Source organism: Streptomyces sp. NBC_00158, from assembly GCF_045160885.1.
In the GTDB taxonomy this organism is placed as follows: Bacteria; Actinomycetota; Actinomycetes; order Streptomycetales; family Streptomycetaceae; genus Streptomyces.
In genome coordinates this window covers 28281-50455 of the sequence record NZ_CP108162.1, presented here as the reverse complement: position 1 = coordinate 50455, position 22175 = coordinate 28281, and the positions used below count along the sequence as shown (strand labels likewise).

The window sequence follows — 22175 nt, the reverse complement described above, 5'->3', positions numbered from 1 at the left end:
CCGAGCGACCGGGTCGGTGCAATCGGGGCTCGGCTCAACGTCGCCGCGGTGCGAGTACGCGGTTGTTCGATCAGCCGCGGCCGGACGCTGTCGATTCGTACGCAGGGGTCGCGCCACCCGGTGAGCCGGACGGCGGCGTCGTCTTCGAGGCGGAACAGGGCCCCGGCGGGGAGGGCGGCGAGGTCGACGGCTACATGGAACTCGCCCGCCGCGGCGCCGAACTCCTCGTCCAGGTCCCGACCGAACGCGAGGAGGAGAACCGTGTCGCCATCGCCGCCAACGAGTCCTTCTCCGTCTGGACCAAGACCTCCACCGGCCCCGGCTCTCCGCAGCCATCGACGACCGCCTCACCTTCGGCGGCTTGCCGCGGGCTGACCTGGTCACCCAAGGCCTTGCCCGGTGCTCGGTGCCGCGGAACAGGCCAGGCTGCTCTCGCCCGGTCTGCTCGGTGGGCCATCGTTCCTCTCGGCTCCCCGCGGGGGCCGCCCGTCAACCGTTCACGATGTCGTGGCAGGCCCTGACGCGTGTTGTGCGGGCGCTGATCAGTAGCGACCGCCGCCCGCCGCCACGGGCGTCGCAGCCGCTGTGGGGGGCGCGTCCGCCACAGGCGTCGCAGCCCCTGCGGTCTTCGCTGCGGTGTCGACCAGATAGTCCGCGAAGTGCTCCGTCAGCGGCTCGCCGGTGATCGGCTCCAGGAACAGGAACTGCCCCTGCGGGTTGACCTCAAGCCAGACGGGCTCGCCCTCGGGGGTGAGCTTCAGGTCGATCACCCCCATCGGGAGCTCCAGCCGGTCGAGGGTCGTGCGGACCAGCCGGGCCAGGTACTCGGGGACCGGCCAGCGCCTGATCGGGACGCGGAGGTCGGGCCGCCAGTCCAGTTCCTCCGTCTCGATCAGCGCCGCGAACATCCGGTCGCCGAAGCAGTTGAGCCGGATGTGGTGCCGCCCCGGAACGTACTCCTGGTAGGTCGCCGGGCACACCGCGAAGGACTCCGGGGGCAGCGACAGCGGGTCGTCGATCCACTGGGTGAGGAGGGAAGGGCCCGGCGCACCCACGACGGGCTTGACGATGACCCGCCCGACCTCGCGCGTGAAGTCGACGACCTCGTCACGCGACTGCGTGATCAGTGTCCGCGGCACGCGGAATCCGGCCTGCTGGGCCACCCACAGCTGGTAGACCTTGTCCCCCGCCCGGTCGGTCGCCTCCGGCGGGGAGATCCACTCGCCGCGGAACGAGGCGGCCAGTATGCCCGCCAGCGCTCCACGGCAGTCGTTGTTCACCAGGGTGACCTGCTGCGCACCGACCTCCCCGTCACCCGACGTCACGCCGGACATGGTGAGCTGGTCCGCCCGTGCGCGGCGCCACCACAGCAGCTCCGCCTCACCGGGGGCCACCGTCCGGCCCTCCGACGTCAGCACGGTGGCCGAGGAGCCGGAGCCCGTGCCGTCTTCCGGTAGCACTCCGGCCAGCTCCCACGACAGGCCCGGCCTGCCGCTCACCGAGTCGCATTCCACGATGTGGAACTCCTCGCCACGGGCGCGGACGGCGAGCTGGACGGCGATGGCGTGCAGGTCCTCGTGGTACGACAGGGCCAGGATCATGCCGCGTCGCACTTGTCGCAGCAGCAGTTGGGCCCGCACCCCGTCTCACAGGTGTGGCCGGCCAGCGCCTCGGCGGAGATCTCCATGCCGGTGGTGGTGCGCAGGGCCACCTCCCAGGCGCGCAGCTCCTCAGGGGTCTTCAGTTCCACGAATCCGGTCGCCTGGGTGCTGAACACCACGGGCGGGGCCATGTTGTGGAAGCCCTCACCGCTCTGGTCCAGAGGTTCACCCAGCTTGAAGGTGTTCATGGCCACGGCCTCCCTCGGTCGTCTCCATCGCCCCGAGTCCTGATTGCGGATTGTTTCCCCACCTCCACTGAACCACCGCCGTACCGGGGGCGCATCCGCTCGGGACGCATAGTGGAGTGTTCAAGTAAGCGATGACACAGGGAGGTTAGGGCGTCGGGGGAGATGCGAGGACGTCCGAAGATTTCTCCGTCAACCACCCGCCCCACGCCCGGGTGGAAGCCGTATTCGGGGTGACGGATGCCCCGCCGGACGCGAGCGTCCCGGGTGATCACTCTCGCCGGCGGTTCCGGCTCGGGGCCATCCGCGGCAGTCTTGTGTGATCGCGAATTCCCGGCTCCGTGCGCGCCCCCGCTGCGCGCCGTTGCACCACCGCGCGCCGGCCGGCCGAACCTCGGGGACCCTGCCCCGGCCGCCCCGGCGTTCATAGCATGGTCCCACCGCTGACAGGGGGAGCCGATGGCCAGTTATCTGCGGTTCGAGGACTCCGACGGGACCACCGTGTTCCTGGAGAGCGAGAAGGAGGACCTGTCGGGGTTCTCCGGTGTCCAGAAGGTCGGCCTCAGGGGGCGGCTGCAGGACGGGGTCGCCGTCGCCCAGGACTCCTTCGAGCGGGCCGTCGGCCAGGTCCTCGCCGTGCACGCCCGGGTGTTCGTCAACGCCGTCCGGGGACTGGAGGTGCCCCCGGACCAGGCGGAGATCACCTTCGGGCTCAAAGCCAGCGGGGAGGCGGGGAACTTCGTCATCACCAAGGTGGCAGGCGAGATGAACTACGGCGTCAGGCTGGTCTGGAACGCGGTCGGCACGCGCGGCGACGGGCATACCGCCGGCCCCGTCCCGGACCCCGGAGCCGAAACCGCTCCCGATTCCGCTCCCGATCCCGATCCCGCTCTCGATCCCGGAACCGATTCCGCTCCCGCTCCCGGAACCGATCCCGGACAGCAGCGGGGACCCGGAGGCGAAGCACCGGACACGGCGTAGCACGGCGACCCGGCGGAGGGAGGGGACCAGCATGACCGACCGGCTCCGGGAGGGCATCGTCCGCGTGGTCGGCGACGACGGCGCCACCTGCGGCGCCGGCTTCATCGCGGCCGCCGGGCTCGTCGTCACCTGCGCCCACGTGGTCGTGGACGCCGGGTCCGGTCCCGGCCGGGAGGTCGCACTCGTCCGGCACGCCGACGGGGCGCGCTGGCGGGGGACCGTCGTCGAGGAGTGGTGGGGCGAGCCGGAGGGCGAGGACGTCGCCGTGCTCCGCGTCCCCGAAGCCCCCGCCGAAGCGGCCCTGTTGCTCGGCGCCCTCGACACGGCCGCCGACCGGCAGCTGCGCACCTTCGGGTTCCCCGCGGCGAAGCCCGTCGAGGGCCTCTCGGGCCGGTGCCTCGTCGTGCCGGGCTCCACCACGGAGAACGGACACCCCGTTCACGTGCTGGAAAGCGACCAGGTGACCTTCGGCTTCAGCGGCGCACCCGTCTGGGACGACGAACACGAAGTGGCCGTGGGCATGGTCACCAGCATCATCGGGGTCCGCCGCGTCGTCGCGGGAGCGGGCGACAGGGGGCGCTTCGCGGTGCCGGCCGACCCCGGCATCCGGCTGACCCGTACGGCGTTCATGGGGCCCGTCACCACCATCCGTGCCCGGTGTCCCGAACTGGGACTGCCCGAGGACGTCCCGTACCTCGGGCTGGACGCCTTCGAGGACCCCCGCTTCTACTTCGGCCGCGACGACGCCGTACGCCGCCTGACCCGGACGCTGGCCCGCGAGCGCAGGGCCGTCCTCGTGGGGAACTCCGGCTCCGGCAAGTCCTCCCTGCTCCACGCCGGACTGGCCAAGGCCCTCACCGGCACCTCGGGCGACCTCGGCCGCCGGCTGCGCTGCGACGTGGTGGCGGGCACCGACCCCCTGCCCGCGCTCGTCCGGTCCCTCGCCGCCGGCCGCCCCGCCTCGGAACCCCGGGACGGGCGGACCCCCGGCGCCGTGACGGCCGAGGGACGGGCCGCCCTCGCGCGCCTGGCCGCGGCGCTCGGCCCGGGTTGCCCGCCGGACCCCGGCCCGCCGCAGGAGCCCCGTCCACTGCCGCCGGAGGCCGTCCCGGAGCGGCTGAGCGGCATGCCGCCCGGCGAGGCCGCCGCCGCGCTCTCCCGGGCCGTACCCGCCGGACTGCTGGTCCTCGTCGACCAGTTCGAGCGCCTGTACGCCGCTACCGACGAGCGGACCGCGGACCACTTCACCGACGTCCTCCTCGCGCTGCGTGACCACGGCGCCGTCGTCGTCATCGCGCTGCGCGCCGACTTCTACGGCCGGGCCCTGCGCCACGCGGGCCTCGCCGACGCCCTCACCCGCGGCCAGGTCACCGTCCTGCCCATGACCGCGGAGGAGCTCCGCCAGGCCATCGTCGAACCCGCCCGCCTCCAGCTGCGCCGGGTGCAGCGGGAGCTGGCCGACCGCCTGATCGCCGACGTACGGGGACGGCCCGGCGCGCTGCCCCTGCTGGAACTGACGCTCAAACAGCTCTGGAAGACCGAGGCCGACACCGGCGTGCTCAGCCTCGACGGCTATCTCGCCCTGGGGAGCGGGGGAGCCGCAGGCCCCGGCCGCGAGGACGGCTCGGCGGAGGTGAACCCCGCGCAGGGGGTCGCCGGGGCCGTGTACCGGGCCGCCGAGGAGACCTGGAGCGACAAGCTCACCGACGAGGAACGGGACGCGGCCCCGGCCGTCTTCGTCCGCCTCGTCGCCGCCGAGCAGATCGGCGACGCCTCGGCCTCCGCCCTCACAGCCCGGCGCGCCTGGCTCGGTGAATGGGACCCCGTCGCACGCTCCGTGGTCGCCACCTTCGTACGCGAGCGGCTCCTCGTCCTGCGCGGCGACCCGGTCAGCGGCCGCCCCGCCGTGGAGATCGCCCACGAGGCGCTCATCGAGGCCTGGCCCCGCCTCACCGACTGGGTCCGCCACCACCGGGCCTTCTCGGACTGGTACGCGGCCGACTTCGCACCGGCGTTCCAGCTCTGGACCGGCCACGACCGCCGAGAGGAGTTCCTGCTGCCCAAGTCGATCACCGAAGCCGCCCGCGCCTGGTGCGTGCAGCGCCCCGCCCTCATGGCCGGACCCGCCCTGGAATACGTACGGGCCAGCGCCGAACGGCTCGACCGCGCGCAGGAGGAGGCCTGGCACGCCCGGCGCAACGCGGACGAGTCCCGCAGCATCCTGTGGGCCACCCGCGCCGTCCGGCACGACGAGCCCACCACCGCCCTGGCCCTCGCAATCACCGCCGCACGGCTGGAACACCCGTCGGGCACGGCCCTGCGCACGCTGGCCGAGGTCGCGTACCGGCCCGGCCTCCGCGACGAGCTGCGCCACGGCCACACCGCCCCCGTCCTGGCCGTCACCCAGCGCGCCGGGCTCCTCCTCTCCGCCGGGAGCGACCACGACGTACTCGTCTGGGACGCGGCCGCGCGGCGCGTCGTACGGACGCTGCGCGGACACAGCGGCCCGGTGCGCGGACTGGCGCTGTCCGCCGACGCGAGCACCGCGGTGTCCTGCTCCGACGATCGCACCGTCATCCGCTGGGACGTCGCGACCGGCCGGATCCTCGGCCGGTACGAGGGCCACCAGGACGCCGTCCTCGCGGTCGCCCTCACCCCGGACGGCCTGCTGGCCGTCTCGGCCTCCGCCGACGGCACGGCACTCGTCCGGGACACCGGGACCGGCCGGGTCCTGCACCGGCTCGTCGGGCACCGCGACGTGGTGGCCGGAGTGGCGGTCGGCGGTCACGGGGAGGTGACCGCCACGTGTTCCGCGGACGGCACCGTCCGGATCTGGGACACGGCCACCGGACGGCCGATCCGCACCCTGACCGGCCACCGGGGCCCGGTCCGGGCGGTGGCCGTCGACGAGGCGGGCCGCCGCGCGGCCTCCGCCTCCGCCGACCGGGACGTACGCGTCTGGGACCTGCGCACCGGCCGGGCCGAAGGGCCGTCCCGGCCGGGGCCGGGGCACACCGCGAGCGTCTGGAGCGTGGCCTTCAGCCCCGACGGGCGCCGAGTGGTGTCCGGTGCGGCGGACCGTACCGTGGCCGTCTGGGACACGGACGGGCAGCGCCTCCTCCACCGGTTCGAGGTGGGCCGTGCGGTCAACGGGGTGGGCTTCGACGACACCGGGGAGACGGTCCTGTGCGCCGGCGACGACCACAGCGTCTCCGCGTGGCGTACCGGCTCCGGCCGCTCCCTGTCGGACCTGGGCGGCCACGGTGCCCCGGCGGCCGCCCTCGCGCTCAGCGGCGACGCGGGCCTCGCCCTCGTCGGCTGCACGGACGGCGCCCTGTTCCTGTGGGACGCCGCCGACAGGACGCCGAGCCGCCTCGCGGACCCCGGCGGGCGGCGCGGGCCCGTCGCCGACGTGATGCTGAGCCGCGACGGCCGCACGGCGCTGGCCCTGTCCGCCGCCGGCGTGCTCAGCAGACACCCCGCCGGCCCCGGCGCCCCGGACCCGGGCGGGCGCGTCCACCCCGCCACCGTCGTCGCGGCCGCCCTGAGCGGGGACGGGACCACCGCCCTGGTCGCCACCGCCGCAGGCGAGGTCTGCGCCGGCCCACCCGTCGGCGTCCCGCAGTGGCGCCGGATCCACCGGGGCGGCGCCACCTGCCTGGCCGTCGACACCACCGGGACGACGCTGCTGGCGGGCGACGGGGACGGGCAACTCCACCTCTGGACCGGCCCGGGCCGTCGGCACCGCCGCCTGGGCCCACACCCGGCCCGCGTCCGGTCCGTCGCGGTCAGCGGCGACGGGCGGACCGCGCTGTCGGCCGACGACGAGGGCACGGTCGTCCTGTGGGACCTCCCCTCGGGCGAACGGGACGAGCCGCTGGAGGGCGCCGGACTCGACGTACGGGCCGTGGCCCTCTCCGACGACGGGAGCAGGGCGCTGCTGAGTACCCGCGACGGCGCCACCCTCACCTGGGACCTCCCCACCGGTGAGGTCCATCACCTCGGCGGACGGGGCAGGCCCGCCACCGCCGCCGCGCTCAGCGCCGACGGACGCCGCGCCTGGACGGCCGCGGGCAACGCCGAGCCAGGGGTGTGGGACGCGGGCAGGGGCGACGTGGTGCGCGTCCTGCCCACGGCGGGCGGTACCCGCGCGCTGGCCGCGACCCGGGACGGGCGGTCCGCCCTGACGGGCGGCGAAGACGGGGCCATGACCCTCTGGGACCTCGACGGCGGTACCGCGACCGCACGGTGGCGCGGCTACGAGGACGCCAACGGCCTGGCGGTCAGCGCCGACGGAGGCCTGGCGGTCTGCGCCACCGATGTCCTCCCGCTGACCGTGTGGGAACTGCGCACCGGCGAGGCCCGGCTGCTCAGCGGACACACCGAGGCCGTACGCTGCGTGGCCCTCACCCCCGACGGCACGGTCGCGGTCTCCGGCTCGGCCGATCACCGGGTGATCCTGTGGGACGTGGCCGCGGGGGAGTTCGTACGCAGCCTGGAAGCCCACAACCACACCGTCGACGCCGTCGCCGTCAGCGACGACGGACGGCTGGCGGTGTCCGGTTCGCAGGACGCCAGCAGCATCGTCTGGGACACCGGGACGGGCGCGGTCCTACGGCGCTTCGGGCACGAGTCGGCGGTGCTCGCCATCGCGCTCGGCCCCGACGCCCGGACCGCCGCCGTGGGCACCGCCGACGGCACGGTGGCCCTCTGCCGTCCGGATGACGGCAGCCGCAGCGTCCTCGTCGGGCACACGGCCGGCGTCCGCACGGTCGCCTTCTCGCCGGACGGCCGGTTCGCCGTCTCCGGCGACGACCACGGCGCTGTGCTCGTCTGGGACGTGGCCACCGGTCAGGTCGTACGCGAATTCGGCGACGGGGCCGGGGCGGTGACCGCCCTCGCCTGCTGTGCCGACGCCTCGGGCATGGCCGTCGTGTCCGCCTCCGCCGGGGGAGGGATCCGGCTGCGGCGCCTGCACGGCACGGCGGAGCTCGTGGCGTGGGCGTACGAGAACCGGCGGATCCACCGGTTCACCTGCGCCGAGCGGTCGGCGCTGCTGATCGAGCCCGGCTGCGACCCGCTCGGCAATCCGCCGCCGGAGTGGGGGTCCCCCCGGACGGAGTCTGGGGGAGGCCCCCCGACCGTCGTACCCCTGACCCGCTCCGCCCTTCCCCCGGCGGCCTCCGCGCGGCTCCCCGCCCGCGTCGGCGGCCCGCCCCGCCTGCCGCCCGGCGTGCGCACCTTCGACGCGGTACAGGCCGGGCGCTCCCGGGAGTGGCGGATCGACGGCGGGGGCGGCCGCGCCACGATCGACGTCGTCGCCGGCGGCATCGACCTCGACCCCACGGCCACCCTCCGCGGCCCGGGCGGCGAGGTCCTGGCGGCCGGCCGGTTCCCGGAGGGACGCCGGTGCCGCGTCGGCCCCGTCGACCTCCCCCCGGCGGGGGAGTGCACCCTGCTGGTCGAAGGCCGCCGGGACGGCCCGGCGGGCGGCTACACGTTGCTCCTCACCACGGATCCCCCGGAGGCCTGACCCCGTGATGAAGCCGAACCGGCCCCCTGCCCCCACACCTGCCCCGGACCTCGACCTGATCGAGGAAGCCCCCCGTGCCGTGTGGTCCAGCGGTGCGGGCCGCCTCCCCTTCGGCGGATCACGCAACGACCCGCGCGGCTTCGCCATCCACCCCGTCCCCCGTCTGATGCTGGAGGACGGATCGCGCCGCGAGCGCGTGCTGGAGACCCACCCCCGGTGGACGGACGACGGCTGGATCCGCGGTGAGTTCCACCTGCCCGGGGTCGCGGCCGGCACCCGGCTCGAAGCCGAGTACGGCTTCTTCAGTCCCGTGGGCCCACCCCAGACCAACGGCGTGCTCATCAGGGTCGGCTGCGACGGCGTCCTGCTCACCGAGGTCGCCAAGCGCTACACCGGGAGCCTGGACACCCTGACCGTCGACCTCTCCCGCTTCACCGGGGCCGCCGCCCGCACCCTGTACGTGGAGGTGGACGCCGACGGCGACTCCACCCAGGACTGGCTGGTCTGGACCCGCCTCACCGTCGTCCCCGGGCCCCAGGGGTCCGGGGTCCGGTGACCGCGGCGGACCACCAGGTCACGCAGTCACCCGGTCACCCCGCCTTCCTGCGGTCGTACACCATGGTCGACAGCGGCACCAGCAGGCCCGCCCAGAACAGCACCCCGGGCACGCCCCGGTCGGTCCACGGGACCTGGGATATCAGCAGGGCGCAGAGCATGGCCCACACCGCCTGCGCCAGCACGATCCGGGACCAGCGGCCGCGCCGTACGAGGGAGCGGATGTTGAGCCGCACCCCGGTGCGCATCCGGCGGTAGCGCCACAGCGCGCCGAAGCCCCAGATCGCGGCCATGACCGTCAGCACCCAGAGCCGGTTGCCCAGCGGTACGGGCAGCTCCCGCAGGACCGGGTGCCTGGACGTGGTGAAGAGGTCGACCATCATGCCCGCGGACACCACGCAGACGATCGCGAGCCAGCGCGTGCCCCGCAGCAGGCGGTACGTGGCGCGGTCGAGGCCGTTGCGCAGCATCGCGGACTGGGGCGCGCCCGCCAGGCCGGCGGAGTACATCTCCGCCGACCGGGCGGCCGTGACGTTCGGGGAGTCGGCCATCGCGTCGGTGTACATGGCCTGCGCCGTCTGGTTGGACGGGTCCAGGCGCAGCCATTCCACCAGGGCCCGCTTCGCGACGTCCTGGCGCTGCGTGCGCACGGCCGTGAAGCACACCGCCTGGTGCGCCTCGGGCTCCTCCGGGGCGAGGCGTACGGCCTCCAGGGCCGCCTCGTAGGCCCGTTCGTGATCGGCGGGCAGGGCCGCCGCATGGGCGACGAGCACCTCGGACAGCACGAAGTGCGTGGTCCACACCCCGGGCGACCTGCGGACGGCCTCCTCTGCCGCCGCCCGGGCCTCGGACCGCTTGTCCAGCCGGAGCAGCACCCGGGACAGCTGGATGAGGCCGCCGACGTGTCCGGGCGAGATCCGGAGCATCTCGCCGGCCGCCCGCTCCGCGAGCTCGTACTCGCCGAGCTTCTCGTGGGCGACGGTGAGCACCTGCCAGGCCAGCTCGTCGTCCGGCGCCTCGGCGAGGCGGGGGGCCAGCACGGCCTTGCACTCCTCGTACCGGCCCGCCGACTGCAGCGCGACGGCACGCGCCACCACCGCGTCCATGCTCACAGCTTCCGCCTCTTCTTCAGGTACGTCACCAGGTCGTCGTACATGCCGCCCTCGTTGGCGAACATCGCCACGTTCCGCGCCGCCGCGAACCACGGTTCCGTCGAGGGGACCACCGACTTCGCCGCGTCGAGCAGGTCCTTCGTGCCGATCATGCGGATCACGCCGGTGCGCGCCGAGTCGAGCAGCGCGCTCTCGGCCGCCGACTCGCAGACATGGGCGAGGTCGGCGCCCGAGAGGCCGTCCGTCGCCTTGACGAGACGCCCCAGGTCGACCGCCTCGATGGGGCGTTCGCGCAGGTGGTAGCGGAGGATCGCCTCGCGGGCGGCGGCGTCGGGCGGCAGCACGAGCAGGGTGCGGTCGAGCCGTCCCGGCCGCCGCAGCGCGATGTCCACGTCCCAGGGGACGTTGGTGGCGGCCAGGACGAACACGCCCTCGTTGGCGGCGGAGTCGATGCCGTCGAGCTCGGTGAGGAGCTGGTTGACGGTGTTGCGCATGCCGCTGTGCTGCGTACGGCTGCGCTTGGCGCCGAGCGCGTCCAGTTCGTCGAGGAAGACGACGCAGGGCGCCTGACCGCGGGCGGTCTCGAAGACCTCGTGCATGTTGCGTTCGGAGTTGCCGATCCACATGTCGAGGACGTCGTTGACGGACACGGACAGGAAGTTCGCGCCGAGCTCGCCGGCGACGGCCCGGGCGATGAAGGTCTTGCCGCAGCCGGGCGGCCCGTAGAGCAGGAGCCCGCCGCGCAGGCTCTTGCCGTACAGCCTGCGCAGTTCGGGGTTGCGCATCGGTGCGAGGAACGCGGCTTCCAGGCGGTCCTTGACCTCCCGCATGCCGCCGACGTCCGCGAGCCGCACGACGCCGGGCGCGGACACCTCCCGGGCGTCGGCGTCCCCGGGGTCGCCGACGCCGTCGGCGCTGAGCGGGGGCTCGACGAAGCGGGGTTCTACGATGCCGTCGACCTCCTGCTCGGCGGCCCGCCAGTCGAACCCGGCGGGGCGGGACGGCTCGCCGGCGGCGCCGCCCGCGGACTCCGACGGTGCCGGGGGAGCGGCCGGGGGAGCGGCCGGGGCGGACGGCATCCCCATGGCCCGCATCATCAGCTCCCGCGCCGCTCCGTCGCCCGGCGCGTGCTGCAGGGCGGCCGCGGCCTCCGTCACCGCGGCGTCGTGCAGCCCGGCGGACAGCAGCAGTTCGGCGAGGTGCAACCGCAGGGGAACGTCCCCGGGGGCGGCGGCCACGGCGGTGCGCAGACTCCGTATCAGCGGGGGTTCCAACGGGGCTTCCGGCGGGGGTTCCAGCGGGGATTCGGGGGAGGGAGGCTCTTCCGGCATGATCCATGTTTACGCGGCCCCTCCGACGGCGGTCCAGGCGGGGTGGTGTGCGGCGGATCTCCACCCCCTTCTCCACCCCCGGGTCCAGGCGCGGCGAGCGGCGCCGCAGCAGTCTTGAGGGCATGACAGCAACCGAGTGGATCACCGACATCGCCCTCGTCCTGATCGTCTTCCGGCAACTGCGGGAGGGCCGTCTCGACCACAGGACCTTCCTGCTCCCGCTGGGGATCGTGGCCTTCGTGGGGTACTCGTACCTGGACTCCGTCCCCACCGCCGGCAACGACCTCGTCCTGATCGGGGCCCTCACGGCGGTCGGCGCCGCGCTGGGCATCGCCGGAGGGGTCTACACCCGCATCCGCGCCCTCGACGGGCAGCTCCTGATCAAGGCGGGCGCCGTGTCGGCGGTCCTCTGGATCGCGGGCATGGGGGCCCGGATGGGGTTCCAGACCTGGGTGGAGCACGGCGGCGGCGCCGACGACGTCGCCCGGTTCAGCCTCGCGCACCACATCACGAGCCAGCAGGCCTGGGTCGCGGCCTTCGTCCTGATGGCGCTCACCGAGGTCGTCACGCGGGTGGCCACGATCTACGTACGCAGCCGGACGGTGCGCGGCGCCGCCACCCTGCCCGTCCTCGGCACAACGGTCTGACCGTGCCGTATCTTCGGCCTGTGCCCGCAGACCAGATCGCCCCGCACCCCGGCGTCGACACCGGCCGGGATGCGGGCGCGCGTCCCGTACCGGGGCAGGACCCGCGCGTGCAGTGGGCGGTCTCCGTCGCGGTCGTCGTCGTGGGGCTCCTGACGATCCGTCCCATGGGGCCGAGCGGCCGGGGCCTGGCCGTGGCCGTCCTGTTCGCGGTCAACTCCGCCGCCCTGCTGGCCCGTCGGCTGCCCGAGCACAAGGTCCCGCCGCGCCTCGCCCTTGTCTGGCTGACGCTCGGGGTCGTCGCGGCGGCCGCCCTGATCGGCCTGAGCAGCAGCGGGACGGCCTACCTCTTCGCCTTCTTCCTCGCCGGCCACATCGGTTACCGCCTGGAGACCAGGCCCGCCCTCGTCCTGGCCGGGTTCTGCAGCCTGCTCTGCGGTGCCGTGCTGTACCTGCGCCTCGGACCGGGTCACGAGGCGCTGCCGTGGGTGTTCGGCCTCACCACCGGCACCCCGGTCCTGGTCGGCATCGTCAACCGCACCCAGCGGCAGGCCGTACGGGCGGCGATCGACGCGGCGGAGTCGGCCGAACGCGCCGCCCGCGCCGAGGCGCGCACCGCCGTCCTGACGGAACGCGGCCGGATCGCCCGGGACGTGCACGACGTCCTGGCGCATTCCCTCGCCGGGATCAACATGCAGCTGGAGCTGGCGGACGCGCTGATCGACACGGGGGACCTGGAGAAGGTCCGGGAGGCGAACGCCAAGGCCCACGGCCTCGTCAAGGAGAGCCTGAAGCAGGCGCAGTGGACGGTGCACGCCCTGCGCGAGGACGCGCTGCCGCTGCGCGAGACCCTGGCCTCGATGCTCGCGTCCTCGGGCCACCCGGACGCCCTCACCGTCACCGGGACCGTGCGCGAGGTGCCCGCCCGGGCGGTCCAGAACCTGCTGCGGATCGCCCAGGAGGCCCTGACCAACGCGGCCCGGCACGCTCCCGGCGGAGCCGTCGCCGTGGAGCTGGCGTTCGCCCCGGCGTCGACGGCGCTGAGGATCCGCAACCGCCCCGGCACCCGCCCGGCGGTCCCGGGCGCGGGCAGCGGGATGGGACTGATCGGCATGCGCGAACGCGTCGCCCTGCTGGGGGGCACGCTCACCGCGGGCCCGGTCACCGAAGGCCCGCACCAGGGCGACTGGCAAGTGGAGGCAGTGATCCCGCAATGACCGCACCCGAAGCACAACAGCCGCAACAACAGCCGCAGCAGCAGCCGCCCCAACCGCCGCTGAAGGTGGTCGTCGCCGACGACCAGGCCGCCGTCCGCGAGCCCCTCGCCGCCGTCCTCGCCCTGGCCGGGGGCATCGAGGTCGTCGCGGCCGCGGCGAACGGCACCGAGGTACTGGCGGCCGTCGCCGCCGGCCCGGTGGACGTGGTGCTGATGGACCTGAGGATGCCCGTCATGGACGGCATCGAGACCACCCGCCGGCTGACCGGGGAGCACCCGGAGGTCGCGGTGGTCGTCCTGACCACCTTCGCCGACGACGACTCGATCCTCGGCGCCCTGGGCGCGGGAGCGCGCGGCTACCTGACCAAGAACGCCGGACGCCAGGACATCACCCGCGCGATCCGGGCCGCGGCCGCCGGCCAGTCCGTACTCGACCGCGAGGTGCAGGCCCGCCTCCTCGCCACCGTCAAGACCCAGGCGCCCCCGCCCGGCAGGCCCCTGCCCCTGCCCGAGGACCTCACCCGCCGCGAACGCGAGGTCCTCGCGCTGATCGGCCAGGGCCTGCCCAACCGGGGCATCGCCGAGCAGCTCTTCATCAGCGAGGCCACGGTCAAGACGCACATCAACAACCTGTTCGCCAAGGCCGGAATCCGCGACCGCGCCGACGCCGTCCGCCGCGCCATCACCTCGGGCCTGGCCTGACCCGCCGTGGGCGCCGGGTGTTGGCCCGGCTTCCCATCCGGGAAGACCAGAAACCTGCCCCCGGGCCGGATCGAATGGCTGTCGACGAAACGGGACGAAATCGGAACGCTCCTGTCGACGGAGCGGCTTGCTCCGCACGGGGCCCCCGGGAGAAGGTTTCTTCCGAACCAAGATCAACTTTTGGTGCCCGCAAGCACCACGACTCAGGGGGAAGACCGTGCAGATCCGCAGGAAGCTCGCCACCGCCGCAGTGACGCTCGCCGTGGCCGGTACCGGCCTCGTCGCCGGGACGGGGACGGCGTTCGCCGGGAACAACGGCCAGCAGATCCAGATCGACGACGCGTCCGGCAGGGCCCAGTCCGTCTACATCAAGGGTCCCAACCAGAACGGCAGCACCGTCGGCAAGTGCTTCAACATCACCCGGGACTCGTCCACGCCGCTGGGCGGCTGGTGGTGGAAGGGCAACGTCGAGGTCACCGCCTACACCTACAACAACTGCGGCGGCGGCCGCTTCTACACCCGCACCGCCTGGATCAACACCACCCAGAGCTGGGGTGACTTCCAGGTCGTCAGCGTCCACTGACCCGGCCCGAACGCCCCGGCCGCGCCTCGGCCGGGGCGTTCCCGTACTGCCACCTCACCTCTGACTCGGGTCACTGGCGGCGCTTGGCGCACAGGGCCGCGTCCAAGCGGCCTTCCGGTCGCGGACCGGGATGGGGGTGCCGTCCACGATCCACAGCCGGTCCGCGCCGGCGGCACGGGCGGGGATGCGGCACACTCCCCGAGTGATCGTGATGCATCCCGTCCTGGAGATCTACACCCCTGACGGTTTCGACCTCTGGCCCGTCGCCGAGATCGAGCCGTTCGGCTTCCTCCCTCTCAGCGGTGAGCTCTCACCCGCTCAGGTCGGAACGGCGGTGATGCGCATCGCGGGTTGCAACGACGTCGACCCCGACGGCGACCGCCCGCCTCGTCCGGCCGACGCACTCGGCTCGTTCCTCCACGGGCTGCTGACCTTCGACTGCCTCTTCGCGGCCGGCGGTCTACGGGTCACCGACAACTCCACAGGTGTGACGTTCCTGCCCGGCTGCTGCGATGGACTGGAGGACTGGCGTGACTGGCACCAGTTCGCCGACGCCGGCAGCCTGCTCGGCTTCGGTCACGACCCCGTGTCACCGGTTGCGGAGCGCTTCGGCGACACCGTCCGGCTCACCGCCAACGCTGACCGGAGCGACAGCCCGGTGATCGAGCTGTCCGTCACCGAGCTCCGCCACCTGCTCGTCGGGGCCGAGCGCGACCTGGCCGACTTCCTCGCACTGGCAGCCGACTGGGCCTCCACACACCTCCCGGGCCACCGCGCTCGCGTCACAGCCGCCCTCGCCCGTCTTCTCGACCTTCCCGCGCCGACCACACCGTCGGAGCCGTAGGACGGTGGTCCGGTTTCAACGGCCAAGAAGGCGGGGCCCAGGAGCGTCAACGGGTGCGACGCGGTGAGCACGTTCGTGCGCACCTACCTGGGCACGGCGGCGTGTACGCCGACACTCGCCGGGGTCCACCTGCTCTCCCCGGCCGGGCACCCGGCCGCCGTCACCGGCGACCTCGCGTCGTTCTGGCGCCAGGGCCACCGCGTCGTGCGGGCCGAGCTCCGCGGCCGCTACCCCCGCCATCCGCGGCCGCAGGACCCGGCTGCGGCCGAGTCGACCCGGCGGCTCAACACGCCCGACCGGGGAGCGCCACGGGCAGCCCGGGGTCAGCCGCCACCCGAGTTGGCCGAGGCCGAACCACCGGAAGTCCAGCGGGAGTTGGGCTGCGGCCGATCGCGCGTGCTGCGCTCGGTGCGCAGGTAGACCACGACCCCAGCCGGGCCGAGCAGGGCCTTCAGCGCGTCGGCGAGCAGCTGCGGGTCGCCGCTGAACGGGAGCGCGAGCCGCTCCCGGACGCCCCGCAGGTCGAGTTCCAGCGCGAGCGTGGAGACGGCCGGCTTGTAGTCCCCCTGGTACGGCTCCACCACCTTGTGCGTCAGCCGCACCTCGCGCAGGGTATTGACGGGCAGCCAGTCATCCGGCCCGGCACCTCGGACCAACCGCACAGACGCGGGCACCCCGGCCGGCGCGAACTCCACCCGGAGGATGTCCCGGGCCCGGGAAGAGGCCGTCGCCAGCCAGCCGATCAGGTATTCCAGCCCGGCGATCACCCCCACCACGACGAAGACGGTCGACGCCCGCGCCCCGGCCAGCGCCATCGCGAAGGCGACGAGCAGTGTCAGCACGCCCAGAGCGAGCGGAGCGAACAGCGCCGGCCCCGCCGAGGTCAGCACGTTCCACGTCGGCCCGGCCGGACCGACTCGCAGGACCAGATCCGTCGAGTCGGGGCTTTGTCTCAGCATGGGATCGGTGGCCATGCTTCCAGCGTAGGACCGGTCCGCAAGAGCGCCTCGGGGCCATATCCGGCCGATGGGCACGGCATCTGACGGCCGTAGCCCACAGCCGACGGGCGCGGCGGGCTCCCAGGGCTCGAACCACGGTCGGGCCATTGCTCGGGGGTGGCCATCAGCGGGTAGAGGGTGGCGCCGTCCAGGCTCTCGCGGCCCGGGGCGGGTGTACGAGCTGATGACCAGGCCGAACTCCTTTCCGACGACCACCGGACGGCTTTCCCCCGGAGCGTCGGTCCGCTGGTGCCCGCCCATCCACAGTCCTGGCACGACCTCGTTCCAGGGGACGTCCGGCCCCGGCACGCCGCGGCCCTTCTGCCATGTCTTCACTTGCCTCCCCTCCCCCTCCCCCTCCCCCTCCCCCTCCCCCTCCCCCTCCCCCTCCGCCGGAACGACTCCATGCGTTTCAGACCGCACACGTCACGAAGCCCTTGAGCTGACCGACGCGATGCCGTGCACGGACGGGCCGGTGAGGACGCCAGTTCAGAACCAGCCGCGCTGGGCCGCCTTCAGGCCCGCTTCGAACCGGCTCGTGGCGTCCAGGCGCTCCATCAGAGCGGCCACCTGACGTCGGACGGTGCGCAGCGAAACCCCGAGGCGCTTGCCGGCCGCTTCGTCCGTCATGCCGGACGCGAGCAGCCTGACGGCCGGGTCTCACTTCAGGTGCCGCGTGAAGAACCGGGCGGCGGCGTCCCCCTCGAACTGCGGGACGCCGGTGTGCCCGCCCATGTTGGCGTGCAGGGTCTTCTCGTTGGAGCCGAAGGCGTCGAACAGGTCGAGGGCAGCCTGTCGGTCGTTGCCTTCGTCGTCCCACTGCAGCAGGACGTGCAGCGGAATGGTGACCTGGCGGGCCTCCTCGAACACGGCGCGAGGCACGAAGCTCCCTGCGAACAGAACCGCGGCCGAGATGCGCGGCTCGACCACCGCCAGCCGGGTCGCGATGGAGATCACTCCCCCCGAGTACCCGACCGGGCCACCGATCTCGGGCAGGGACAGGAGGGCGTCCAGGGCGGCCCGCCACTCCGGGACCGCCTTGTCGACCAGCGGGAGGACGAGGGCGTCGATGACCTCGTCGCTGACGGGCTCGCCGTCCTCCAACGCCCGGCGCAGGTCGGCGCCGGCCTGCTCAGCGGCGGGCCAACGGGGCCGGTCGCCCTTCCCGGGGAGCTCGATGGTGGCCGTGGCGAAGCCGTCCGCCGCGGAGTGCCGGGCTCGGGCCACCAGCCGGGGGTAGACCTGGCGCAGGCCGAGGGGAGGGGGCCCGAGCAGGATCAGCGGCGCCGGTGTGGACGCGGACGCGGATCCGGGCGTCCACAGGATGCCGGGGATCCCACCGAGGATGAATTCGCGCTCGACGACACCGTCGTCGAGACGCTGTTCAGAAGTGAAGTGCACGGTCGTGCCTTTCGGGAGTGCCACAGAACGGCGCTCCCGGACGACCTATCGCCCGACCGTGACCCCGGAGGGGAGCACCCATGTCGATACGTTCACGGGTACCACCTCCTCGCTCTCTTGCACGGCCTCCGGAAAAGTAGCAGTGGTCACCGGTGGTCCGCCAACGGGTTTGCGGAGGCCCGCAGCCGCCGGTCCCGTGCTCTCATGTCGGGCGCCAGGTCCCGGAACGGCTGCCCCACCACGACCGTCCCCGCCGTGATTCCTCCTCCGGCCCGCACGGCCTGTGCCCTGCTCGGCAGCACCCCATGCGCTTCGCCGCGGCTGCAGTGGGGGGCTGGCGGGCGGTCAGCGGCCGATGGTTTCGACATGGTCGGCCAGGGACGGGAAAGGTGTGTGGTCGTGGGCGTCGATGAGGAAGATGTCGCCGTCGGGCAGGTGCAGGCTGGCCTCGACCGTCTCGTCCCACAGGTCGAAGGCGGGCGGTGGTGGGGCAGTGGCGGCTGCGCGCGGTCGGGCGTACGGTGCGACTGCGCCCGGATCAGGCCCGGCGGGTCGGCGAGCACCTCACCGCCGCCGGCCCCGGGGATCCGTGGTCCGGGGTACGGTTCGCGGCCGCGCGGGGACCGCGTGATGCCCTGGACGCGGTGCTGATGCGGCCGGCGGTCGTGGCGGAAATCAGCGCCGACCGGGCGGTCGACCGGGGCGGGATCCGCCGGCACCCGGTCCGGTTCCCATGGCTGCGTCCGGGCGTCACGGTGGAGGGCGTTCCATCCTTCGGCCAGGGGCCGGCCGCTGCTGCCGGCTCGGGTTGGTCTATTGGGTGAGACCTCGCCGATGGGCTCTCCTTCCAATGTGCTGTATTGGGCGTGGGCGTGGGCCTCGACCGCGGCGACGTCGAGGCGGATGAAGAGCACGTCCACCAGCTCGTACCTCGGTGACCGGCCGGCCTGACCAACACGCCTTCACGAACTAAGGCGAAGGAGGACTAACGCGCATCGAAGGCAACCCATGTGTTCCCCGGCAGCTCAGGCTTCCCAGGCACCGGTCGCCGCTCCTCGGTCCAGGCCTCGCCCGCGACTTCGGAAGCGACGTGACGCCAGAAGCGTGCCGCGCCCGCGTTCTTCTCCTGAAAAGCGATCTCCCATCGGCCAGGGTGCGCGGCCAGGACGGCCCGCACCGCTCGCAACCCGAGGCCCGACCGGCGTGCCCCACGCACCACGAAGAAGCTGTTCAGCACGTGCGCATCGCTGTCCAGCGCGCGTACGAACGCAAAGCCGACCGGCCGGTCACCAGACCGTATGAGATAGGCCGACCAGGCGGGATCGCCGATCGCCGACTCTAGCCACTCGCGGCGGTATGTTCCGTCCGGGTTCGGCAGGATGCCCCAGAACTCCGACAGGTCGTGCAGGAAAAGCGGCCAGAGTCGTTCCAGGACGTCGCGGTCCTCGGTGCCCGCTCTGCGGACAACGAAGTCTGCCATCTGATCCTCCTCGAGAACGCGAGAAGCCTTCCGGCAGACCGGAAGGCTTCGAACCATCGAGCGGACTTTATCGTGGCTACGACCTGGACACACAGCTCGCAGACCCGGGCCGCGCGGACGGTGTCTGCGTCGGCACCGTCACGTTCAGCCGCCGTAGCGGAGGCGCGGAGGTCTCTTTGCCCTGGCGTGAGCGGCGCCACCGGGTCCGGGCCTGTCCCGCCGCCCACGGCCCGACGTACTCCTCATCTGCTGCTCGGCCCCGCGCCTGCACCCCGGCCTCATCACCGGGTCCCTCCCCGGCCAGATCCTCGAACTCCGCACCCCGGGCGCCACCGTAGAGCCGGCCGGCGCGCCCGTCCTCACCCGGGCCCTGGCCTTCCCCTCGCTCAGGGACGTCGTGGTGATGGGCCACTCCGACTGCGAAGCCACGGACCCCGACCCGCGGCGGGCGGACGGACACAGCCTGGTAGCCCGGCAACTCGCCGCCCTGGGCGGCCACCCCACCGTCGAAGCCCGCCGAGCCGCCAGGCAACTGCGCCTGCACGGCTGGTACCACGACCTAACCACCGGAACGACCACCCGCTACCAGCCCGGAACCGGCACCTTCACCACCCTCTGACCCCCGGGAACGGGTCCTCGGCGTACGGCGGGCCGATGCCCGAGCGGCCCCGCTCGGCCGGCCAGGCGGCGTGGCCCGGTGAGTCCCCGGCCTTGCGGACGTCGACGCATACGGTGTGGGTGCCGGTCGGCCGGGCGGTTCCTGCGCCGTCGCAGTTGAAGACCAGGGTGACCCCGTCGTGCTCGACCCGCCCGTCGTACCCGTGCTCTGGCACCGCCGGCCAGGAGCCGATGCTGAAGATCCTCTACCCGCCGCTCAACCTCTTCCACAGGTACGCGACACGGAACGAGGAGCAGTTCAACGAGGCCCTGGCAGGAGCGCTCACGTGGCACAAGGAGTACTGGACCGCAACCGAGGCCCGTTCGAGGAGCGGCGAAGGCCTGGTCGCGCTCGGCCCGCTCGCCCTTGCCTGCCTGGCCCGTGACGCGGGTATGGAGATCAGGGTCGAGTCCGAGTATCTCCCCAAGGAACTCCTGGAGTTCGGCTGGGCCGGCGAAGTGGACGCCTGACGACCGGCTCGGGCCCCGGCACCGGAGTAGCACGGCCACGACAGGTGGAACCCGGCCGGGGATGTCGGAACTACTGGAGACGGGTCGCGGTGCGGACGAGGTCGGCGACGGCTCTGGACCGGCTGTGCGGGGGCCAGGCGATCACGGTGGTGACGTCCGGCGCGTCCAGCACGGGCACGGCGGCGAGGTCACCGGGCAGTTGGGCCCGGCACGACTCCGGTGAGACCGCGCAGGCCCGGCCGAGCGCGACGAGCTGCAACAGCTGCGCGTGGTCGCGGACCCGCGGGCCGGGGCCGGGCGGGTAGGTGCCGTCGGGGCCGGGCCAGCGTGGCAGGGGAAGGCCCGGCAGCCCGGTGATGTCGGCCATGTGCACATGGGCCCGGCCAGTGAGCGGATGCCCGGCCGGCAGGACCGCGACCTGGCCCTCCGTGCCGAGCTCTTCGGTGTCGAACCCGTCCGTCGAGTCGAACGGCCGGTGCAGCAGCGCCACGTCGGCCCGGCCCTCGCGCAGGAGCCGTCCCTGCTCGGCCGGGCCGCACAGGATGACGTCGACGTCGACCGCGCCGGGTTCGGCGGCGTACGCGTCGAGCAGCTCCGCCAGCAGTTCGCGGGACGCGCTGGCCTTCGTCACCAGCACCAGGCCGGGACGCCCGGTCGCGGAAAGGGCGGCGCGGCGGGTCCGGCGCTCGGCGGCGTCGACCGCGCCGAGGGCCGCCCGGCCCTCGGCCAGCAGCACCGAACCGGCCTCGGTCAGCGTGACGGTGCGGCTGGTCCGGTCCAGCAGCACCGCCCCGAGCCTGCGTTCGAGCTGCTGGATCGCCCGCGACAGGGGCGGCTGCGCGATCCCGAGCCGCTGCGCGGCACGCCCGAAGTGCAACTCCTCGGCGACCGCGACGAAGTAGCGCAGTTCCCGGGTCTCCATCCGGCCACGCTACCCCGGATCAATACCCGGACGGTATCGTCGCCCACCCGATCGGTCTTGGACCCCGGCAGGAGTCCGAGGACAGCATGATCCCCATGAGCGAACGAACGATTGCGCTGGTCACCGGCGCGAACAAGGGAATCGGCTACGAGATCGCCGCGGGCCTGGGCGCCCTCGACTGGAGCGTCGGCGTCGGCGCCCGCGACGATCGGCGCCGGAAGGCCGCGGTGGAGGGACTGCGCGCGGCCGGCGTCGACGCGTTCGAAGTACCACTGGACGTGACCGACGACGCGAGCGCGACCGCCGCCGCACGGCTGATCGAGGAACGGGCGGGGCGCCTCGACGTGCTCGTCAACAACGCCGGCATCGCCGGCGCCATGCCGCAGGAGCCCACCCGGGTCGATCCCGCCATCATCCGGACGGTCGTGGAGACCAACGTGATCGGCGTCATCCGCGTCACCAACGCGATGATGCCGCTGCTGCGCCGGTCCGCTTCACCGCGGATCGTGAACATGTCCAGCAGCGTCGGCTCCCTCACCCGGCAGTCAGGAACCGCCGCCGAGCAGACGGCGGGTCCGGTGGCCGTGGCGTACTCGCCGTCCAAGACGTTCCTGAACGCAGTCACCCTCCAGTACGCCCGGGAGCTGAGCGGCACGAACATCCTGATCAACGCCGCCTGCCCCGGCTACGTCGCCACCGACCTCAACGGCTTCCGCGGCGTGCGCACCCCCGAACAGGGCGCGGCGATCGCCATCGAACTCGCGACCCTGCCCGACGACGGCCCGACCGGCCGGTTCTTCGACGACGCCGGCGCAGTGCCCTGGTGATCGTGCACATCCCGTCACCGGCAGCGGCGACATCAGCCCGGCCGGTGCCGAGGACGGCGCCCACCCGGTGGA

Annotated in this window: 20 protein-coding genes and 3 pseudogenes; 13 read left to right on the top strand and 10 right to left on the bottom strand. The window is 73.5% G+C overall.

Annotation, left to right across the window (positions count from 1 at the left end; translation table 11 throughout):
* Positions 1–188: 188 nt before the first annotated feature.
* Positions 189–361 (top strand): annotated as a pseudogene (locus tag OG553_RS35400) (ATP-binding protein); the annotation flags it as partial.
* Between the two features lie 181 nt (positions 362–542).
* Here OG553_RS35400 and OG553_RS35395 read toward each other — a convergent pair.
* Positions 543–1601 carry a hypothetical protein gene (locus OG553_RS35395; RefSeq protein WP_331727762.1) on the bottom strand — a complete coding sequence of 353 codons (1059 nt, stop codon included), beginning with the start codon at positions 1599–1601 and terminating at the stop codon, positions 543–545.
* Entirely contained in the window at positions 1598–1849 is a 252-nt protein-coding gene (locus tag OG553_RS35390; protein ID WP_331727759.1) for a hypothetical protein, read from the bottom strand. Before OG553_RS35390 ends, OG553_RS35395 begins: the two co-directional genes overlap by 4 nt.
* 456 nt (positions 1850–2305) lie before the next feature.
* Here OG553_RS35390 and OG553_RS35385 point away from each other — a divergent pair, with 456 nt between their 5' ends.
* The 3 genes from OG553_RS35385 to OG553_RS35375 are packed head-to-tail and all read left to right on the top strand — an operon-like array spanning position 2306 to position 8916.
* Entirely contained in the window at positions 2306–2827 is a 522-nt protein-coding gene (locus OG553_RS35385; protein WP_331727757.1) for a CU044_2847 family protein, read from the top strand.
* A 31-nt stretch (positions 2828–2858) separates the two neighbouring features.
* Positions 2859–8360: a trypsin-like peptidase domain-containing protein gene (locus tag OG553_RS35380; protein ID WP_331727755.1), complete on the top strand. Its 5502-nt coding sequence runs from the start codon at positions 2859–2861 to the stop codon at positions 8358–8360.
* Between the two features lie 4 nt (positions 8361–8364).
* On the top strand, positions 8365–8916 hold the full coding sequence (locus tag OG553_RS35375; RefSeq protein WP_331727754.1) for a hypothetical protein: 552 nt from the start codon (positions 8365–8367) through the stop codon (positions 8914–8916).
* Between the two features lie 34 nt (positions 8917–8950).
* Here OG553_RS35375 and OG553_RS35370 read toward each other — a convergent pair whose 3' ends face one another.
* Positions 8951–10021, bottom strand: coding sequence for a hypothetical protein (locus OG553_RS35370; RefSeq protein WP_331728678.1), 1071 nt, complete (start codon positions 10019–10021; stop codon positions 8951–8953).
* A gap of 2 nt (positions 10022–10023) precedes the next feature.
* Positions 10024–11358, bottom strand: a complete 1335-nt coding sequence (locus OG553_RS35365; protein ID WP_331727751.1) for an ATP-binding protein — start codon at positions 11356–11358, stop codon at positions 10024–10026.
* A 122-nt stretch (positions 11359–11480) separates the two neighbouring features.
* On the opposite strand from OG553_RS35365, the gene OG553_RS35360 reads away from it, so the two are divergent.
* From OG553_RS35360 to OG553_RS35335, 6 genes and pseudogenes are all read left to right on the top strand, one after another.
* Positions 11481–12005, top strand: a complete 525-nt coding sequence (locus OG553_RS35360) for a hypothetical protein (protein ID WP_331727749.1) — start codon at positions 11481–11483, stop codon at positions 12003–12005.
* A gap of 2 nt (positions 12006–12007) precedes the next feature.
* Positions 12008–13219: a sensor histidine kinase gene (locus OG553_RS35355; protein ID WP_405983224.1), complete on the top strand. Its 1212-nt coding sequence runs from the start codon at positions 12008–12010 to the stop codon at positions 13217–13219.
* A complete protein-coding gene (locus tag OG553_RS35350; protein WP_331727745.1) occupies positions 13216–13920 on the top strand; it encodes a response regulator transcription factor in 705 nt (234 codons plus the stop codon). The genes OG553_RS35355 and OG553_RS35350 overlap by 4 nt, the downstream gene beginning before the upstream one ends.
* A gap of 217 nt (positions 13921–14137) precedes the next feature.
* Positions 14138–14503, top strand: a complete 366-nt coding sequence (locus OG553_RS35345) for a hypothetical protein (protein ID WP_331727743.1) — start codon at positions 14138–14140, stop codon at positions 14501–14503.
* Positions 14504–14705: 202 nt separating this feature from the next.
* Positions 14706–15347: a hypothetical protein gene (locus tag OG553_RS35340; RefSeq protein ID WP_331727741.1), complete on the top strand. Its 642-nt coding sequence runs from the start codon at positions 14706–14708 to the stop codon at positions 15345–15347.
* A gap of 105 nt (positions 15348–15452) precedes the next feature.
* Positions 15453–15635, top strand: a pseudogene (locus tag OG553_RS35335) (ATP-dependent helicase C-terminal domain-containing protein); the annotation flags it as partial.
* 35 nt (positions 15636–15670) lie between these two features.
* Here OG553_RS35335 and OG553_RS35330 read toward each other — a convergent pair.
* The 4 genes and pseudogenes from OG553_RS35330 to OG553_RS35315 all read right to left on the bottom strand — a co-directional run bounded on the left by OG553_RS35330 (position 15671) and on the right by OG553_RS35315 (position 19226).
* The gene (locus OG553_RS35330; protein ID WP_331727738.1) at positions 15671–16321 is read right to left on the bottom strand and encodes a hypothetical protein; all 651 of its coding nucleotides are present in this window, start codon (positions 16319–16321) and stop codon (positions 15671–15673) included.
* 513 nt (positions 16322–16834) lie between these two features.
* A pseudogene (locus OG553_RS35325) lies at positions 16835–16996 on the bottom strand (response regulator transcription factor); the annotation flags it as partial.
* A gap of 9 nt (positions 16997–17005) precedes the next feature.
* Positions 17006–17746, bottom strand: coding sequence for an alpha/beta hydrolase (locus OG553_RS35320; protein WP_331728675.1), 741 nt, complete (start codon positions 17744–17746; stop codon positions 17006–17008).
* A gap of 985 nt (positions 17747–18731) precedes the next feature.
* Positions 18732–19226 carry a GNAT family N-acetyltransferase gene (locus tag OG553_RS35315; protein WP_331727732.1) on the bottom strand — a complete coding sequence of 165 codons (495 nt, stop codon included), beginning with the start codon at positions 19224–19226 and terminating at the stop codon, positions 18732–18734.
* Between the two features lie 211 nt (positions 19227–19437).
* On the opposite strand from OG553_RS35315, the gene OG553_RS35310 reads away from it, so the two are divergent.
* The gene (locus tag OG553_RS35310; protein WP_331728673.1) at positions 19438–19845 is read left to right on the top strand and encodes a carbonic anhydrase; all 408 of its coding nucleotides are present in this window, start codon (positions 19438–19440) and stop codon (positions 19843–19845) included.
* Here the strand turns inward: OG553_RS35310 and OG553_RS35305 are convergent.
* Positions 19832–20059 (bottom strand): hypothetical protein, encoded by a 228-nt coding sequence (locus OG553_RS35305; protein WP_331727729.1) that lies wholly within the window; start codon positions 20057–20059, stop codon positions 19832–19834. The two genes, OG553_RS35310 and OG553_RS35305, sit on opposite strands and share 14 nt — an antisense overlap.
* Positions 20060–20075: 16 nt before the next feature.
* Here OG553_RS35305 and OG553_RS35300 point away from each other — a divergent pair, with 16 nt between their 5' ends.
* Positions 20076–20354, top strand: a complete 279-nt coding sequence (locus OG553_RS35300) for an immunity 49 family protein (protein ID WP_331727727.1) — start codon at positions 20076–20078, stop codon at positions 20352–20354.
* Between the two features lie 70 nt (positions 20355–20424).
* Here OG553_RS35300 and OG553_RS35295 read toward each other — a convergent pair whose 3' ends face one another.
* Positions 20425–21276, bottom strand: coding sequence for a LysR family transcriptional regulator (locus OG553_RS35295; protein ID WP_331727724.1), 852 nt, complete (start codon positions 21274–21276; stop codon positions 20425–20427).
* 95 nt (positions 21277–21371) lie between these two features.
* On the opposite strand from OG553_RS35295, the gene OG553_RS35290 reads away from it, so the two are divergent.
* Entirely contained in the window at positions 21372–22103 is a 732-nt protein-coding gene (locus OG553_RS35290) for an SDR family NAD(P)-dependent oxidoreductase (RefSeq protein WP_331727721.1), read from the top strand.
* Positions 22104–22175: the final 72 nt, after the last annotated feature.